The sequence below is a fragment of the Microbispora sp. CA-102843 genome (genome assembly GCF_050936215.1).
GTDB lineage: Bacteria > Actinomycetota > Actinomycetes > Streptosporangiales > Streptosporangiaceae > Microbispora.
This window is the reverse complement of the sequence record NZ_JBNJNF010000001.1, coordinates 5,533,311-5,549,010: the sequence shown is the minus strand read 5'-3', so window position 1 is coordinate 5,549,010 and position 15,700 is coordinate 5,533,311. Positions and strand designations below refer to the sequence as shown.

Annotated in this window: 12 protein-coding genes; 6 read left to right on the top strand and 6 right to left on the bottom strand. The window is 72.7% G+C overall.

Features of this window, described 5'->3' with window-relative positions; genetic code table 11:
- Positions 1 to 24: 24 nt before the first annotated feature.
- The 3 genes from ACQEVJ_RS25795 to ACQEVJ_RS25785 are packed head-to-tail and all read right to left on the bottom strand — an operon-like array spanning position 25 to position 3,306.
- Positions 25 to 1,209, bottom strand: a complete 1,185-nt coding sequence (locus ACQEVJ_RS25795) for an LLM class flavin-dependent oxidoreductase (protein WP_433105234.1) — start codon at positions 1,207 to 1,209, stop codon at positions 25 to 27.
- Entirely contained in the window at positions 1,206 to 2,558 is a 1,353-nt protein-coding gene (locus tag ACQEVJ_RS25790; RefSeq protein WP_433105232.1) for an NtaA/DmoA family FMN-dependent monooxygenase, read from the bottom strand. The genes ACQEVJ_RS25795 and ACQEVJ_RS25790 overlap by 4 nt, the downstream gene beginning before the upstream one ends.
- A 49-nt stretch (positions 2,559 to 2,607) precedes the next feature.
- Complete coding sequence (locus tag ACQEVJ_RS25785; protein WP_433105230.1) at positions 2,608 to 3,306, bottom strand: GNAT family N-acetyltransferase; 699 nt, start codon at positions 3,304 to 3,306, stop codon at positions 2,608 to 2,610.
- Positions 3,307 to 3,635: 329 nt separating this feature from the next.
- Between ACQEVJ_RS25785 and ACQEVJ_RS25780 the strand changes: the two genes are divergently transcribed.
- From ACQEVJ_RS25780 to ACQEVJ_RS25770, 3 genes are read left to right on the top strand one after another with little or no spacing between them, the layout of a single operon-like run.
- Complete coding sequence (locus ACQEVJ_RS25780) at positions 3,636 to 4,604, top strand: amino acid ABC transporter permease (RefSeq protein ID WP_433105228.1); 969 nt, start codon at positions 3,636 to 3,638, stop codon at positions 4,602 to 4,604.
- Positions 4,601 to 5,365, top strand: coding sequence for an amino acid ABC transporter ATP-binding protein (locus tag ACQEVJ_RS25775; protein ID WP_433105226.1), 765 nt, complete (start codon positions 4,601 to 4,603; stop codon positions 5,363 to 5,365). The genes ACQEVJ_RS25780 and ACQEVJ_RS25775 overlap by 4 nt, the downstream gene beginning before the upstream one ends.
- A gap of 17 nt (positions 5,366 to 5,382) precedes the next feature.
- Positions 5,383 to 6,345 (top strand): ABC transporter substrate-binding protein, encoded by a 963-nt coding sequence (locus ACQEVJ_RS25770; RefSeq protein WP_433105224.1) that lies wholly within the window; start codon positions 5,383 to 5,385, stop codon positions 6,343 to 6,345.
- 15 nt (positions 6,346 to 6,360) lie between these two features.
- Here ACQEVJ_RS25770 and ACQEVJ_RS25765 read toward each other — a convergent pair whose 3' ends face one another.
- Positions 6,361 to 7,353 (bottom strand): Acg family FMN-binding oxidoreductase, encoded by a 993-nt coding sequence (locus tag ACQEVJ_RS25765; RefSeq protein ID WP_433105222.1) that lies wholly within the window; start codon positions 7,351 to 7,353, stop codon positions 6,361 to 6,363.
- Positions 7,354 to 7,500: 147 nt separating this feature from the next.
- Positions 7,501 to 8,094: a hypothetical protein gene (locus tag ACQEVJ_RS25760; protein ID WP_433105220.1), complete on the bottom strand. Its 594-nt coding sequence runs from the start codon at positions 8,092 to 8,094 to the stop codon at positions 7,501 to 7,503.
- Positions 8,095 to 8,855: 761 nt separating this feature from the next.
- On the opposite strand from ACQEVJ_RS25760, the gene ACQEVJ_RS25755 reads away from it, so the two are divergent.
- Positions 8,856 to 10,217 (top strand): NAD-dependent succinate-semialdehyde dehydrogenase, encoded by a 1,362-nt coding sequence (locus ACQEVJ_RS25755; RefSeq protein ID WP_433105218.1) that lies wholly within the window; start codon positions 8,856 to 8,858, stop codon positions 10,215 to 10,217.
- Between the two features lie 386 nt (positions 10,218 to 10,603).
- Here ACQEVJ_RS25755 and ACQEVJ_RS25750 read toward each other — a convergent pair whose 3' ends face one another.
- Positions 10,604 to 10,834 carry a hypothetical protein gene (locus tag ACQEVJ_RS25750; protein WP_433105216.1) on the bottom strand — a complete coding sequence of 77 codons (231 nt, stop codon included), beginning with the start codon at positions 10,832 to 10,834 and terminating at the stop codon, positions 10,604 to 10,606.
- 184 nt (positions 10,835 to 11,018) lie between these two features.
- On the opposite strand from ACQEVJ_RS25750, the gene ACQEVJ_RS25745 reads away from it, so the two are divergent.
- Together ACQEVJ_RS25745 and ACQEVJ_RS25740 are read left to right on the top strand one after the other, a co-directional pair.
- Positions 11,019 to 14,576 (top strand): protein kinase domain-containing protein, encoded by a 3,558-nt coding sequence (locus tag ACQEVJ_RS25745; RefSeq protein WP_433105214.1) that lies wholly within the window; start codon positions 11,019 to 11,021, stop codon positions 14,574 to 14,576.
- A gap of 5 nt (positions 14,577 to 14,581) precedes the next feature.
- Complete coding sequence (locus tag ACQEVJ_RS25740; RefSeq protein ID WP_433105212.1) at positions 14,582 to 15,619, top strand: hypothetical protein; 1,038 nt, start codon at positions 14,582 to 14,584, stop codon at positions 15,617 to 15,619.
- Positions 15,620 to 15,700: the final 81 nt, after the last annotated feature.

Here is a 15,700-nt window from a genome sequence, read left to right as displayed (position 1 = left end):
GGCCGGCTCGCCCCTCATGCGGCTCTATGCCGCGTAGCGGCTGGCGGGGCGGGCCAGGCCGAGCCGCCCGCGCAGGTCCACCGTGTCGTACGCCGTCCGGAACGCGTTCTCGGCCTGCAGTTCGGGCACCAGGCCCCTGGTGATCGCCGTCAGGTCGTGAGGCAGCCGTCCCGGCCGGAGGCGGAATCCCTCCAACCCCGCCTCCCGCCAGCCGAGCAGCAGCCGGGCGAGCTCCCCGGGGGTGCCGGTGAAGACGTGGGCGTCCGAGTCGAGCTCGGCGCCGTCGAGGTCGTCCAGCCGGGCTTTCCGGCCGGCCGCGTCGTGGGCGTCGAGGAAGACCACCAGATCCGCGAAGATCCGCAACGGCGGCTCGGTGCGCCCGACGGCCGCCTCCGCCGCCCGGACGCTCTCGACGATCGCGGCGGCGTCCTCCCTGTCGCGCGGCGTGACGTACACGACGTCGGAGGACCGGGCCGCGAACTCGTACGGCACCGTGTCGTGGGCCAGGGAGGTGACCAGCGGCTGGCCCTGCGGAGAGCGCGGCGTGATCGACGGGCCCTTCACGCTGAACCACTCGCCGCGGAAGTCGATGTAGTGGAGCTTGTCGCGGTCGATGAAGCGGCCGGTCGCGACGTCGCGGATCTCGGCGTCGTCCTCCCAGCTGTCCCACAGGCGGCGGACCACCTCGACCGCGTCGGCGGCCTCGGCGAACAGGTCCAGCACGTGCTTGCCGAAGACGGGATCCCGGTCGCGGGAGTAGTCCTGCGGCGGGAACGGGGAGCGGCGGCCGAAGTGCGCGACCTGGTCGGGGCGGCCGGAGATCTGGGGCCGCCACCCGGCCCTGCCGCGGCTGATGTGGTCGAGCGAGGCGATGCCGATCGCCACGTGGAACGGCTCGGTGTGGGTCGTGCCGGCGGTCGGCACGAGGCCGATCCGCGAGGTCAGCGGGGCGACGCGCGACGCGATCAGCACCGCGTCGAGCCGCCCGCGCACCTGGTCGAGGCGCCCGTCGGGCTCGTTGAGGCGGGCCGACTGGAGGCCCAGCGCGTCCTCGAAGGTGACGAAGTCGAGCAGGCCGCGCTCCGCCTCCGCGACGAGTTCGGTCCAGTAGCCGGAGGTGAACAGCCGGTCCGGCCGCGCGCCCTCGGCCCGCCACGCGGCCGGATGCCAGCCCGCCCCGTCCAGCGCGATGGCGAGATGCAGCGTCATGAGGTCTCCTCGATGGGGTTCGGAGTGCGGGGGGCGAGGCCGAGGTGGTCGCGGAGGGTGGGCCCGGTGTAGTCGGCCCGGAACACGCCCTTCTCCTGCAGCAGGGGGACGACCTTGTCGACCAGGTCGTCCAGCCCGCCGGGAGTCAGATGGGGGACGAAGATGAAGCCGTCGGCCGCATCGGCCTGCACGAAGTGGTCGATCTCGTCGGCGACCGACCGCGGCGTGCCGATGAAGGTCTGCGGCGCGGAGACCTCGATGGCGAGCTCGCGGATCGACAGGTTCTTCTCCTCGGCGAGGGCGCGCCACTTGGCCACCAGCTCGCCGCGGTCGCGGCGGAACGCCGCGTGGCCCTTGGACACGCCCTCGTCCAGGTTCGGCTCGACGTCGGGCAGCGGGCCGTCCGGGTCGTATCCCGACAGGTCGCGGCCCCACACGGCCTCCAGGAAGTAGAGCGCCGTCTGCGGGCCGACCTGCGCGCGGCGGATCTCGATGGCCCGTTCGGCGGCCTCGGCGTCGGTGTCGCCGAGCACGTACGTCACGGCGGGAAGGATCTTCAGGTCCTCCGGCCGCCGTCCGTAGGCGGCGAGCCTGCGCTTGACGTCACGGTAGAAGGCACGGCCCTCCTCCAGCTTGCTGTGCCTGCTGAAGATCACGTCAGCCGACGACGCGGCGAACTCGCGGCCCTCGTCGGAGTCGCCGGCCTGGATGATCACCGGGTGGCCCTGCGGGCCCCGCGGCACGTTGAACAGCCCCGAGATGTCGAAGTGCCGGCCCTGGTGCCGGAAGGGGGTGACGCCGCCGGGCCGGAGGAACCGTCCCGACGCGGTGTCCGCGGCCACCGCGTCGGGCGTCCACGAGTCCCACAGCTCCCTGGCGGTCCGCAGGAACTCCTTCGCCCGGGTGTACCGGTCGGCCTCGGCCAGGAAGCCGCCCCGGCGGAAGTTCTCCCCGGTGAAGGCGTCGAAGCTGGTCACCACGTTCCACGCGGCCCGGCCGCCGCTCAGGTGGTCGAGCGTGGCCAGCCGTCGCGCCACCTCGTACGGTTCGTTGAAGGTGGAGTTCACCGTCGCGGCGAGCCCCAGGTGGGTGGTGACGGCGGCCAGGGCGGAAAGGACCGTGAGCGACTCCGGGCGTCCCACGACGTCCAGGTCGTGGATGCGTCCCTTCGCCTCGCGCAGCCGCAGGCCTTCCGCCAGGAAGAAGAAGTCGAACTTCCCGCGTTCGGCCGTCTGGGCCAGGTGGCGGAACGAGTCGAAGTCGATCTGACTGCCCGACGCGGGATCGGACCAGACGGTGGTGTTGTTCACGCCGGGAAAGTGCGCGGCGAGATGGATCTGCTTGGTCACGGGGACTCCTGACGTCCGTTGCTCAGGGGTGATGGTCGCGCCCTCGCGCTCACGCGACCGGTACGCCGGCGGGCGCGCGGACGGTGACGAACGCCGTCCGCCGGCGAAGGCGGAAGCCGAGCGCCTCGTACGCCCGGATCGCCGGGGTGTTGTTCGCGGCGGCGTGCAGGAACGGGGTCTCGCCGCGGGCGCGGATGCCGGCGGCGACGGCCAGCACCAGCCGTGACGCCAGGCCCTGGCGGCGGAAGGCCGGATCGGTGCAGACCGCGCTGATCTCCGTCCAGCCGGGCGGATGCAACCGTTCACCGGCCATCGCGACCAGCGCGCCCCCACGGCGGATGCCCAGGTAGGTGCCCATCTCGATGGTGCGCGGCCGGAACGGGCCCGGCTGCGTGCGCGCGACGAGGTCCAGCATCTCCGGCACGTCCGCCGCCTCCAGGCGGACCGCCTCGTCGTCGCGCGCCGGGACCACGTCGTCGCCGACCAGTTGCACGCCCCCGCCGCGCGAGACCACCTCCCACCCGTCCGGCGCTGCGGTGACGTCACCGGTGACCGGGACCGTCGCGCCGGGCCCGGCGAGCGCGGCGAGGTCGTTCCAGTCGGCGGGGCCGGGCTCGTCGGGCAGTGCGAAGAACGGGGAGACGTCGTCCGGGTAGCGCACCGCGTTGCCGTACCGTCCGGCGAAGCGCGCGTGCGGGCCGGTCAGCGATGCCCACACGGGGTTGTCCAGGAGGTGCCGGTCGCTCACCGCGGCTCTCCTCGGGACGCGTCGCCGTGGCCGGTGCGCACGCGCCCACCTCCATGGCCGTCTCGTCGCGGGCGTAGCCGTCGGGTGCCGCCACGCGGGGGAAACACGCATGCCTTCGGCATCGGACCTCCTGTCGCTCGTCGTCCTGTGGACGCATCCTAAGCAATTACCTACTAAACAAGTAGGGCTTGACGGTATATCGGTTCCTGTGCTGAAGATGGAGACATGTCGGACGCCCGCGATCAGCGCGGTCGCCGGGAGGGTTGAGCCATGACTGTCGAGCCCTTCGCGCTCAGTAACGTCCATCCACCTGACGCCACGGAGGCACGATGACCGCGCCCGCCGTGCTGGAGGAGGCGGCGGCGGAGACCGCCGGTCCGCTGACCGTGGTCAAGGCGCGTCACCCGGGCCGCTGGATCGCCGGCGCCGTGGTGGCGGTGCTGCTGGCGATGGCGGTCAACGCGCTGGTCACCAATCCGGCCTGGGACTGGCCGGTCGTCGGCGCGTACCTGTTCCATCCCTCGGTGCTGCACGCGGTGCTGTTCACCGTGGAGCTGACCGCGCTCGGCATCGTGCTCGGCTTCCTGCTGGGGACCGTGCTCGCGCTGATGCGGCTGTCCCGCGTCCCGCTGCTCGCGTCGGCGGCCTGGGGCTACGTGTGGCTGTTCCGCTCGGTGCCGCTCATCCTGCAGCTGCTGTTCTGGTACAACCTCGCCGCCCTGTACAAGCAGATCTCGTTCGGGGTGCCGTTCGGGCCCGCGTTCTTCTCCGTCGACTCGATGGACCTGATCGGACCGGTGACGGCCGCCGCGCTCGGCCTGGCGCTGCACCAGGCGGCGTACGCCGCGGAGATCGTGCGCGGAGGCTTCCTGTCGGTGGACCCGGGCCAGCTGGAGGCGGCCGCCGCGCTCGGCATCCCGAGGGCCAGGCAGATCTTCCGGATCCAGCTTCCGCAGGCCATGCGGTCGATCGTCCCTGCCGCGGGCAACGAGATCATCGGCCTGGTCAAGGGCACCTCGGTCGTCTACATCATGGCGCTGCCCGAGCTGTTCTACCAGGTCCAGGTGATCTACAACCGCAACGGCCGGGTGATCGCGATGCTGCTGGTGGCCGCGATCTGGTATCTCGTCCTCACCACGGTGCTGTCGGCCGCGCAGTACTACGTGGAACGCAGATTCGGCCGGGGCCTCGCGAGGGCCCTGCCGCCCACGCCGGTGCAGCGGGTGCGCCGGATCCTCACCGTACGGCGGGCCGCCCGGCGGCAGCGCCCGGCCGGAGGGGGAGGCGGGCGGCGATGAGCACTCCCATGGTCGACGTGCGCGGCGTGCACAAGAGCTACGGCCCGCTGGAGGTCCTGCGCGGGGTGGACCTGCGGGTCCAGCCCGGCGAGGTGACCGTGATCATCGGCCCTTCCGGGTCGGGCAAGTCGACGCTGCTGCGCAGCATCAACCACCTGGAGAAGATCGACCGCGGGTACGTCGCCATCGACGGCGAGTTCGTCGGCTACCGGCGGTCCGGAGACCGGCTGTACGAGCTGCGGGAGCGCGACATCCTGCGCCGGCGCACCCACATCGGCTTCGTCTTCCAGAACTTCCACCTGTTCCCCCACCTCACCGTCCGGGAGAACGTGATCGAGGCCCCGATCTCGGCCCAGGGCCGCCCCCGCGACCAGGTCGAGGCGCTGACGACCGAGCTGCTGGAGCAGGTGGGCCTGTCCGACAAGGCCGACGCCTATCCGCGGCAGCTGTCCGGGGGACAGCAGCAACGCGTCGCGATCGCCCGGGCCCTGGCCCTGCGGCCCAAGGTCGTGCTGTTCGACGAGCCCACCTCGGCACTCGACCCCGAGCTGGTGGGCGAGGTGCTGGAAGTGATGAAGGCGCTCGCCCGCAGCGGCACCACCATGATCGTCGTGACCCACGAGATCGGCTTCGCCCGCGAGGTCGCCGACACCGTGGTCTTCATGGACGCCGGCCGGATCATCGAGCACGGCCCGCCCCCGCAGGTGCTCGACCGGCCGAGGCACGACCGTACGCGCGCCTTCCTCAGCAAGGTGCTCTGACCTCCAAGGACAATCGCATGTCATCATCCCGGTTATCCGTGCTCGGCGTGTCCGCTCTGCTGCTGCTCGCCGCCTGCGGCACGGTTCCCGACGACGGCGCGGCCGCCGCCGCGGCCCCGCCCGGCGTCCTGAAGATCGACACTAGTCCGGAGCAGAACCGGATCCGGGCCAGGAAGGTGGAGGCGATCGCCGCCGAGGTGCCCGCCGCGATCCGGGCGAAGGGGGAGTTCCTTGTCGGCACCTCCACGTTCGAGCCGCCGCTGTCGTTCGTCGCCGACGACAACGTCACCCCGATCGGCGTGGAGGAGGACATCGCCTCCATCGTCGCCGACGTGCTCGGCCTGAAGCCGCGCATCGAGGCCACGTCGTGGGAGAACCTGTTCCTCGCGGTGCGGTCCGGCAAGTACGCGGCCGGCTTCTCGAACATCACCGTCACCGAGGAGCGCAAGGACATCTACGACTTCGCCACCTACCGGCTGGACCAGCTGGCATGGGAGGTGCCGAAGGACAGCACGATCACGTCGATCGCCAAGCCGGCCGACGTCGCCGGGCTCAGCGTGGCCGTGGGCTCCGGCACCAACCAGGAGAAGATCCTGCTGGGCTGGGACAAGCAGAACCGCGCCGCCGGTCTGAAGCCCGCCCAGATCCAGTACTACAAGCAGGCGGCCGACACCTATCTGGCGCTCAAGTCCGGCCGGATACAAGCGTTCTTCGCGCCCAACCCCACCTCCGCCTACCACGCCGCGGTGAGCGGCGACACGAAGATCGTCGGCACCTACTCCGGCGCCGGCCCCACCCTCCAGGGCCTGATCGCCGCGATGACGCGGAAGGGCAACGGCCTGGCCAAGCCGATCGCCGACGCCCTCAACGCCCTCATCAAGGACGGCACCTACGCCAAGGTCCTCGCCCGCTGGGGCCTGGCCAACGAGGCCGTCCCCGAATCCCTGGTCAACCCGCCCGGCCTGCCCCGCGAGCAGTAGGCCCGGGGCACCGGCTCACACCGCGCAGCCTTCGGGGATTCGGGCCGGAGCGCTTGCCCTCAGCTCCGCGGCGGGGCGGCGGGGTGCGCGGGGCACCGAGGGGCCGTACCCCAGCCGGATGATCATCTGTATGTGCCCGCGCCGGTGGTGGGGATCGCTGCGGCGGCGCATGTCGCGGAGGTCGAGCGGCTGGTTGAGGAACGAGGCCGAGATCCCGTGGAGGGTCGCGGTCAGCAGCAGGCGTTGCAACGCCTGGCCTGCGCGCAGCCAGTCGACGGGGCCGTCGCCCGGGGTGGTGAGCACCGCCAGTTGGGGACGGGACTCGAAATGGACCGGCCCACGCTCCCTGTGCAGTCCGAAGTCCCGGACCGGCGCCGGGTCGTCGGCGCAGCCGGACCCCTGCACGTAGGACGGCAGTCCGTCGCGGCGGTTTCCGCTCATCGTCCACGCCCGCAGCTCGGCCTGGTAGCCGCCGTCCTTGGCCAGCTCGTCGTCGGCGATGGCGACGTACTCCAGCAGATCCGCCGCGGCGTGCCGGCCGAGCATGACCAGGCAGGCACCCTCACAGGCGGCCGCGTGGCGCAGGTCGGCGAGCACATGCTCGGGAACCCGCCGTTCGCCGAACGGCTCCCGGTTGGTCCGGCGCAGGCCGATACGGTCGTACAGTTCCCGAGTTCGCACAGCAGCCGGCCGGTACGGCGACACACGGACGGCGGCCAGGAGCCGGGGTTCCTCCGCGGTGTTCGGCAGCAGCCAGACCATCGGCCGGTGACCGGTCATCCGGACGGCGAGCCGGAGGTTGAACAGGGCGGCGCCACAGCTGACGTGCAGCGAGCGTCCTCGGGGATCGCTGACCCGGAGCCGCCGGTCGGGGTCGGCCAGTAGCTCGGCGGACTCCCCACGGACCGCTTCGAGCCGCCACGGCTGCGTGTTGAGCACCGAGGGCGCCTGCCCGGCGGCGGTGAGCAGCCGGTGGAAGGCGAGTTCTGTGGCGAGGGGAGAATTCACGGCGCACCTTCTCGTGGAAGTCTTCTGCGGGGGCTCGCCGTCGTCGCGCCGAGACATCGCAAGGCGGAGCTGGGCGGCCCGGCCAAGCCGGCGCCCACCCCCAGGGGGCCGGGGGTGGGCGCCGGAGTCCGTTGCTTGAGAGTCGGTCTACTTGAGGATCGGGAGCTGGCGGACCAGGGGGGTGGCGGCCCACCACTTGCCGAGTCCGAGGGTCTGGCCGGCGCCTGCCAGGGCCAGGCCCGCCAGGACGATGGCGTAGACGATGTGCTCGTCCATGAAGGGGTTGGTGGCCAGCGGCAGTTCGGCGGCCCACATCGTCAGCAGGAGCAGCCCGCCCGCACCGGCGGCGACGCGCATGCCCACGCCGAGGATGAGGGCGGTGCCGATGCCGGCGAGGCCGGTCATGAACAGCCAGTCGACCCAGGCCTGGCCTGCGAGGGCGTTGAACAGGCCGCCGAAGGTGTGGTCGGCGGTGCCCTTCAGGAAGCCGGTGGTCGGGCTGCCGCCGTTGATCCACGCCTTGGCGGCGGGGGTGGCGAAGCCCCAGCCGAACAGCTTGTCCAGGAAGGCCCACAGGAACACCCAGCCGACGGCGATCCGGGCGGCGGCCCAGACGTACTGGACCGGGCGGGTGGCGGTGGCGGCGGGGAGCGCCTCGCCGTGCACGCGGGGGGCGGGGACGGTGGGAGCGGCGGCGTGGAGGCGGTGGTTCCTCTGGTTACGCCCTTCGGTGATGGCCATTGCCGGCCCCTTTCAACGTCTTTCTCTCTTTCGACACCTCAAGGAAACCGCGAGTAGCGGGCGTGCCACAGGAGCCGTACGGCACGCCGCGGCCGTCTCGAAGTCCCGTGATCGTGGGACTTTCGGTCCAAGTCCGTCAGATCGGACTTCGGAGCCGGTGGCCGGAGGACTGGTGGAGACGGGTCCTGAAGGGGCGCGGGCGGCCCTGCCGTATGCGTTTCGAGGAGGCGCGGCTGCATGGCTGCCGCCTGCTCGCCGTGAACAGTCGTTGTTCGTTTGTCCGATCGTGCGGCCTCAGAGGTATGTTGACCTCAGCGGCACCCGGAATCTGCACTGCCCCTCCCGCTGGTGGTAGCCGTCTCGCTGAGGGCGGTAGGTGACCGGGCACGGCACCAGGTAGGCGGAGAGCGCCGGGGGCCGCGTAGACCTCCCAGCGCTCGCGAACGCACTGGCGGTAGTCTCTGAACCGAAGAGATCGGCGGAGGACGCTCGAACTCAGCGGCCTGTGGGTTCCCCCAGACCAGACAGCTCCGATCGACATGATCGAAGCCGGGCCGCGAGCCGTACGGCGGCCGACGCAGATCCGGCAGGGCTGCCGTCGCCTCCGTACTTCGGGCCCGAGGCGCTCGACCCTGTTGTCTCCTTCGAGAGCGACCAGGCGAGCGAGGGGCGGACGTGTCGGCGCACACTCCGCACCGCCGACACTCACAATCGGTGCCCGACCCGGCACCGGCTGAACCACTCCCGACAGGAGAACGACAATGAGCACCAGTCCCTCCTACCAGGTGACCGACCCGGCGACAGGCGAGGTCGTCGAGACCTTCGAGCCGGCGACCGACGCAGACGTGGAGGCCGCGCTGGCGGCCGCCGCCGCGGCGTACGCGACGTGGAAGCATGTCCCGATCACCCGACGTGCCGAGATCGTCAGCAAGGTCGGAGCACTGTTCGCCGAGCGTGCGGATGAGCTCGCCGCGATCGCGGCCCAGGAGATGGGCAAGCCGGTCTCGGAGGGAGTGGGGGAGGTCGAGTTCTGCCAGGCGATCTTCGACTACTTCGCGACCGAAGGCCCGACGCTTGCTGCGGACCAGCCGATCAAGACTTTCGCAGGCGGAAAGGCGGTCGTACAGAAACTGCCTATCGGCCCCCTGCTCGGGATCATGCCGTGGAACTTCCCGTACTACCAGATCGCCCGTTTCGCGGCGCCCAACCTGATGCTGGGCAACACGATCATCCTCAAGCACGCCGAGTCGGTGCCGCGGTCGGCGCTCGCAGTCGAGCAGATCATGAAGGACGCCGGCGTGCCGGAGGGCGCGTACGTCAACCTGTTCGCAACCCACGAGCAGATCGAGACGATCATCGCCGACCCACGGGTGCAGGGCGTCTCGCTGACCGGATCCGAGCGGGCCGGTGCGATCGTCGCGTCGCTCGCCGGGAAGCACCTGAAGAAGTGCGTGCTGGAGTTGGGAGGCTCGGACCCTTACGTGATCCTCGACACCGACGACGTCGCCGAGGCGGCGGAGACCGCGTGGGAAACCCGCATGTACAACATGGGCCAGGCCTGCAACTCCAACAAGCGCATGATCGTGATGCAGGACATCTTCGATGACTTCGTCTCGGAGCTCACCCGGAAGGCGCTCGCGATCGAGCCGGGGTCATTCGCCCCGATGTCATCTCGGGCGGCTGCGGAGACGCTGGCGGCCCAGGTCGACGACGCAGTCAGCAAGGGAGCGACACTGCATGCCGGCGGTGTGCTCAGCGACGCCCCGGCGGCGTACTACTCGCCTGCTGTCCTCACGGGTGTCACCCCGGACATGCGGGCCTATAGCGAAGAGCTGTTCGGGCCGGTCGCCGTGGTCTACAAGGTCGGCAGCGACGAGGAGGCCCTGGAGCTGGCGAACGACACGCAGTACGGACTGGGTGGCGCGGTGTTCAGCACCGACGTGGATCGAGCCACATCCATGGCCTCACTGCTCGAGACCGGGATGGCGAACGTGAACACCCCTGCCGGTGAAGGCGCAGAAGTTCCGTTCGGCGGGGTGAAGCGCTCCGGGTTCGGCCGCGAGCTCGGTCCCCTCGGCATGGACGAGTTCGTCAACAAGCGGATGTTCTTCGTCGCAGACTGACAGCGCCACCGTGTGATGAGGCCGACGGCTCCCGGAGCCGTCGGCCTCATCACGCCCCCGCTCTCGAAACTGAGCCCTCAGTTGCCTTCCTTATCGCCGATCTTGATCGATGTTCTGACGATGCGTGGCGTGCGACGTCGGCGCGGAGCACGGATCGCCGTGGGCACGGCACCAGCCTCACTGGCACCTGTGCTCAGTTCTGACCCACCGGAAGCGGGCGAAGACGTCCGGCGTGTCCAGGCCGCCGCGCTCCAGCAGCGACTCGGCCACATGAATGCGCCTTCATCCGACGGGTCCAGCCGGTAGCCGTACGCCGGTGGGAGGTGATCGAGGAAGGCCCTGTCGTCCCCCTGCCGTCGCCTGCCTCTGCGAGCGGAGGTCAGCGATCATGAGCCCGTTGCCAGGAAGACTTTCTGCCCGTCGGCGACGTCGCGCCCGGTGTACAGCTCCTGCCCGGATTCGCTCACCACGAGCCGCGGCACGGGCGGCCCCGCGGCGTACGTGCGGAAGGCGAGCAACCCCATGACGAAGAACCCGAACACCGCCACCAGCGCCGCCGCCTGAATCCAGCGCCTGGAGACCAGAACCTCTCTGCGCGTCCCCTCGCCTGGAACCATCGATCACCGATCTCGATCAGGAAGGGGAGAGTGTTCCTACTCCTATCGGGCGCCGGCCGCACCGGTCGAGAAGACACGCCCTTCGCGGGCCCTGAGCCTGATCGAGCGCGCCACAGGGGTCTTGGCGGCGGAGGACACCCGTAGCACGATCGGGGCAGCGGTCCGCGGCCGGCGGGAGGTCTGGATGGCGACCGTCCTGCTTCCCGGCGATCCGCGCAGGCTCGGCGGCTACTGGCTGGCCGGCCGCCTGGGCGAGGGCGGGCAGGGCGTCGTGTACGAGGCCTACGACGAGGCCGGTCGCCGGGTGGCCGTCAAGGTCCTCCGCCCGGCCGGCGGGCCGGGCGACGCGCGGGCGAGGGCACGGTTCGCCAAGGAGGTCGCCGCCGCGCGCCGGGTCGCGCCCTTCTGCACGGCCAGGGTCATCGCCGCCGATCTGGAGGGCCCCCAGCCGTACATCGTGAGCGAGTTCGTCGCCGGGCCGAGCCTGCGCGCGGCGGTCGCGCGGGACGGGCCGTACGGGCCGGGGGAGCTGCACCGTCTCGCCACGGGCATCGCGACGGCGCTGGCCGCCATCCACGGAGCGTCGGTGGTCCACCGCGACCTCAAACCGGACAACGTGCTGATCGGCCCCGACGGCCCGCGGGTCATCGACTTCGGCATCGCGCGGACCGCCGACATGTCGCTGACGACGACCGGGCACGTCGCCGGCACACCGGCCTTCATGGCTCCGGAAAGCGTGCTCGGGGCACGGACGGGCCCTGCCGTCGACGTCTGGGCCTGGGGAGCAGTGACGCTGTTCGCCGCCACCGGCCGAGAGCCGTTCGCCGAGGGGTCCGCGCGTCTGCCCGTACCCGGCGGCGATCCGGGCGCGGCGGGGCAGGCGCTGACCGGGGTGGCGGCCCTGCTGCACCGCATCCTGGCGGCCGAGCCGGACCTGACGGCGCTGGGGGAGCCGCTGCGCGGCCTGGTGGCCCGCGCGCTCGACAAGAACCCGGAGGCCAGGCCGGACGCGGACACCCTCCTCTCGACGCTGCTCGGGCACGCGTCGCCGCGAGGCGAGGCGCTGCTCGCGGCGGGCACCCGTACGGCCGAGGGTCTCGGGCCGTCCAGGGCAGTCGCGCCGCCGTCCCTCGCGGCCGTGGCCGAGGAGGCGTACGGCGCGCTCGTCCCGGCCGACCAGGCGCTGGTGCCGCGGATCCTGCTGCGCATGGTCGCGCCGGGGGAGGGGGGCGACGACCTTCCCCGGCCGGTGCCCGAGGACGAGCTCCTCGACGGGCTGGTCGACCGGGAGACGGCCGGCCGGGTGCTGTCGGGCTTCGCCCGCGCCGACCTCGTCGTCCGGGAGGGCGAGACGGTCGCTCTCGCCGCGGCCGCCCTGCTGCGCGCCTGGCCCCGGCTGCGCGGGTGGGTCGACGCGGATCGGGCGGGCCTGCGGGTGCAGCGGCCGCTGACCGAGGCCGCCCGGATGTGGGACCTGCACGGGAGGCGTGCCGGCGACCTCTACCAGGGGACGGCGCTGGAGACGGCGCTCGGCTGGGCGGCGACCGCGCGCCATCACGTCACGCTGAACACGCTGGAGAAGGCGTTCCTCGACGCGTCCCGGGCCCTCGCCCGGGTCCACGCCCGGCGGCGCCGCCGCCTCACCGCCGCGCTCGTCGTGCTCACGGCCGTCGCGGCGACCTCGGCCGGGCTGGCCCTCGACCAGAAGTCGTCCGCCGAGCGGCAGCGGGACGTGGCCGTGGCCCGGCGGCTCGCCGCCCTGGCCGAGACCTCGCGCTCGTCCGATCCCACCCGGGCGATGGCGCTGAGCGTGGCCGCCTGGCGGCTGGCCGGGGTGCCCGAGGCGCGGGCGGCCCTCTACAGCTCGCTCGCCCAGCCGCTGCGGCGGATCGACCCGCCCCCGCCCGTCACCGCCGGAGCCCGGTTCGACCTGAGCGGGGACGGCCGGCTGCTCGCCGTCGCCGACGCAGGCCGGGCGGTCCTGTGGGAGGTGGCCGCCCACCGCGTGGCCGGGGGCGCCCAGGGCATCGGACCGGCCCCCGACGCCGTCGCGCTCAGCCCCGACGGCCGCCGCCTCGCGGTTTCTGGCGGCGGCCGCCTGCGCGTGTGGGACCTGTCCACCGGCCGTCCGCTCGGGCCGGCGTTCGGGAACGGCGCACTGGAGATGACGTTCGGCCCGGACGGCCGGCGCCTCGCCGTGCTCGCGCCCGGCCATCGGGGCCAGGTCTGGGACGCCCTTCGCGGTGTCGAACTCCTCGACGTGCGCGACGAGCGGGCGGAGGGGGTCGTGGTCTCCGCCCGGCACGCCGCCGTGCTGCTGGACGACGGCCGGTACCGGTTGTACGAGCCGGTCGCGGGGCGTCCGCACGGCCCGCGGCGCCTTCCTGCCCCCGGAGGCGGCCGGGGGGACGCCGTCGCCTTCAGTCCCGACGGCCGCACGATCGCGGTCGGCCGCGGCGAGGACGTCGGCTTCTGGGACCTGTCCACCGGCCGCCGCCGCGGCACCGTCCTGGAGGGCGCCTCCGCCGTCTGGCTCGCGTACGGCGACGGCGGCAGGCTCGTCCTCACCTTCGACCGCACCGGCGCCGGGCTGTGGAGCGCGGACGGCGGCGGCCTGCTCGCCTACTCCACGCCGGGGGACACCACCGGCATGCCGGACATCAGGGTCGCCACCGGCGCGGCGGGCGGCCCGGTGCTGCGCTACCTGCTGAGCGGTGGCAGGGTCGCCACGGTGGACGTCGGGGCGGGGGCCCGCTCCACGGCGGTGTCCCCGTCGGCGGTCGCCGCCGCCTTCGCCCCAGGCGCACGGACGCTCGCCGTCTCGCCGGCCGGGAAAGGGCCGCTCCTGTGGGATCCGGCCAGGGGCATCCGCCTCGGGCCGCCGCTCGGCGGCACACCGGCCGGGGCGCTCGCCTTTCCCGACGCTCACACGCTCGCCTCCGCCTCCGCCGGCGAGGTGCCGGGCGGGGCCGCGACGGTGAGCCTCTCGAGCGTTCCGGACGGCCGCCCGCTCCGCCGCGTCCCGGTCGCGGGCGCCGGCTCGGTGGGCGGGCTGGCAGTCGGAGGCGGGGTCCTCGCCGTGGCACCCGTCGGCGAGGACTACGAGCCGGTCCGGGCGTGGGACCTCGCCCGCGGCACGGAGATTCCCGTCCCGCGCCGCAGCGGATGGGACGTCATGGCGGTCAGCCCGGACGGCCGGGTCCTCGCTATCGGCGGCCGGGACGCCGCGCTGGTCGACCTGGCCACAGGAACGGTCACCGGCCGTCCCTTCGGGCCCGTCCTCGACGGGGTGCGGTCGATCGCGTTCAGCCCGGGCGGCTCGGCGATCGCCACCGGCTTCCATGAGGCCGGCGTGGGCCTGTGGGACGCCCGCACGCTGCGGCGTACGGGGACGCTCGCGCCCGAGGAGGGACGGTTCGACGACGTCGTGGCGCTCGCCTACTCGCCCGACGGACGGCTGATCGCCACCGGCGGCACGAGCGGGGAGGTCCGCCTGTGGGACGCCGGCACGCGGTCGCCGCTGGGCCTGCCGTACGCCGTCCACACCGGCCGGGTGCTCGCGCTCGCCTTCGGAGCGGACGGGCGCTACCTCTACAGCGCCGGGGAGGACGGGACGCTGCGGCGCTACACGATCGACCCGGAACGGGCCGCGGCCGAGGTGTGCGCGCGGGCGGGCGGCGCCCTGGGAGAAGACGACTGGCGGCGCCTCGTGCCGGAGGCGCCCTACCGGAAGGTGTGCTGAGCGACATGACGATCATCCACCACCTGCTCGAGCGGCTCCTGCGACGGCCCGCCGCCGACAGCGCTCCCGTGGAGATCGAGTCGGTCGAGGTCGATCCCGACCCCGTCCGGATCGGCGGCGAGGGCGCGGCGGAGGCGACCGTCGACGTGGTCACCAGCGGCCGGGCCGCAGGAGTCAAAGGGCACCTGATCGCCCCGGACGGGTCCCACACGGGACTGCGCTTCGAGAGCGAGGAGCGCACGACCTTCGAGGAGCGGTGGCGGGCCAGGCACGCGTTCGGCCGGGACGCGGCGGCGGGGACCTGGCGCGTCGTGGTCGGCGCCGACGGCGTCACCGAGGAGCGGGAGTTCGAGGTCCACGCCGAGGAGGGGCTGCGGCTGTCGAGGATCGACGGCTTCGAGCTGGCCCCGGATCCGGTCGACGAGGGGAGCCCCCTGACCGTCTCAGGCCGTCTGGAGACGGTGACCGGGAAGGACGACTGGGGCGGTCTTCCCGGCCGGACCGTCGTCCTGCTGTTCCGGCCCGACGACATGCTCGCCCGCAGGGAGGTGGCGCGGGTCGTCACCGGCAGGTCGGGCCGGTTCGACGCGAGGGTGACGGCGACCGAGTCCGGCTTCTGGTCGGCGGAGTTCCGCGGGGCCGCCGAGGACCGCGTGCGCGAGACCGCCGCGAGGAGCGCCGAGGTCCGTTCGACAGTGCGAGCCGCCGGGGCCCGGACCACGATCACTTATTCGGCGAGCCCCAAGAGCGGCAGGCGGGGCAGGAAGGCGACCCACACCGGCACGCTGCTCGTCCGGGTGGAGCCCGCCGGGGGGCCCGCCAGGTGGGACCCGCTGCCCCAGCAGCGCGTCCGCCTCTGGTTCGACCCGTCGGGCTCGGGCGCCGACGCCGTGCAGGGGTCGGCGACGACGGGTTCTGACGGCAGGTTCACCCTGCGGAAGAAGGTGCCGTCGACGGGCGACTGGCAGGTCCGCTTCGACTCGCAGGCGCCGTCGCAGCGCCGGTCGTGCAAGTCGCCGGTCCGCAGGCTCACCGCGACCTGAGCCGCACGCCGGTGCGGGGTCGGCGGCCGACGTCGGGTCGATGGTCAGCGAGGCCGCTCCCCGATGTCAGGCGGTGTCAGG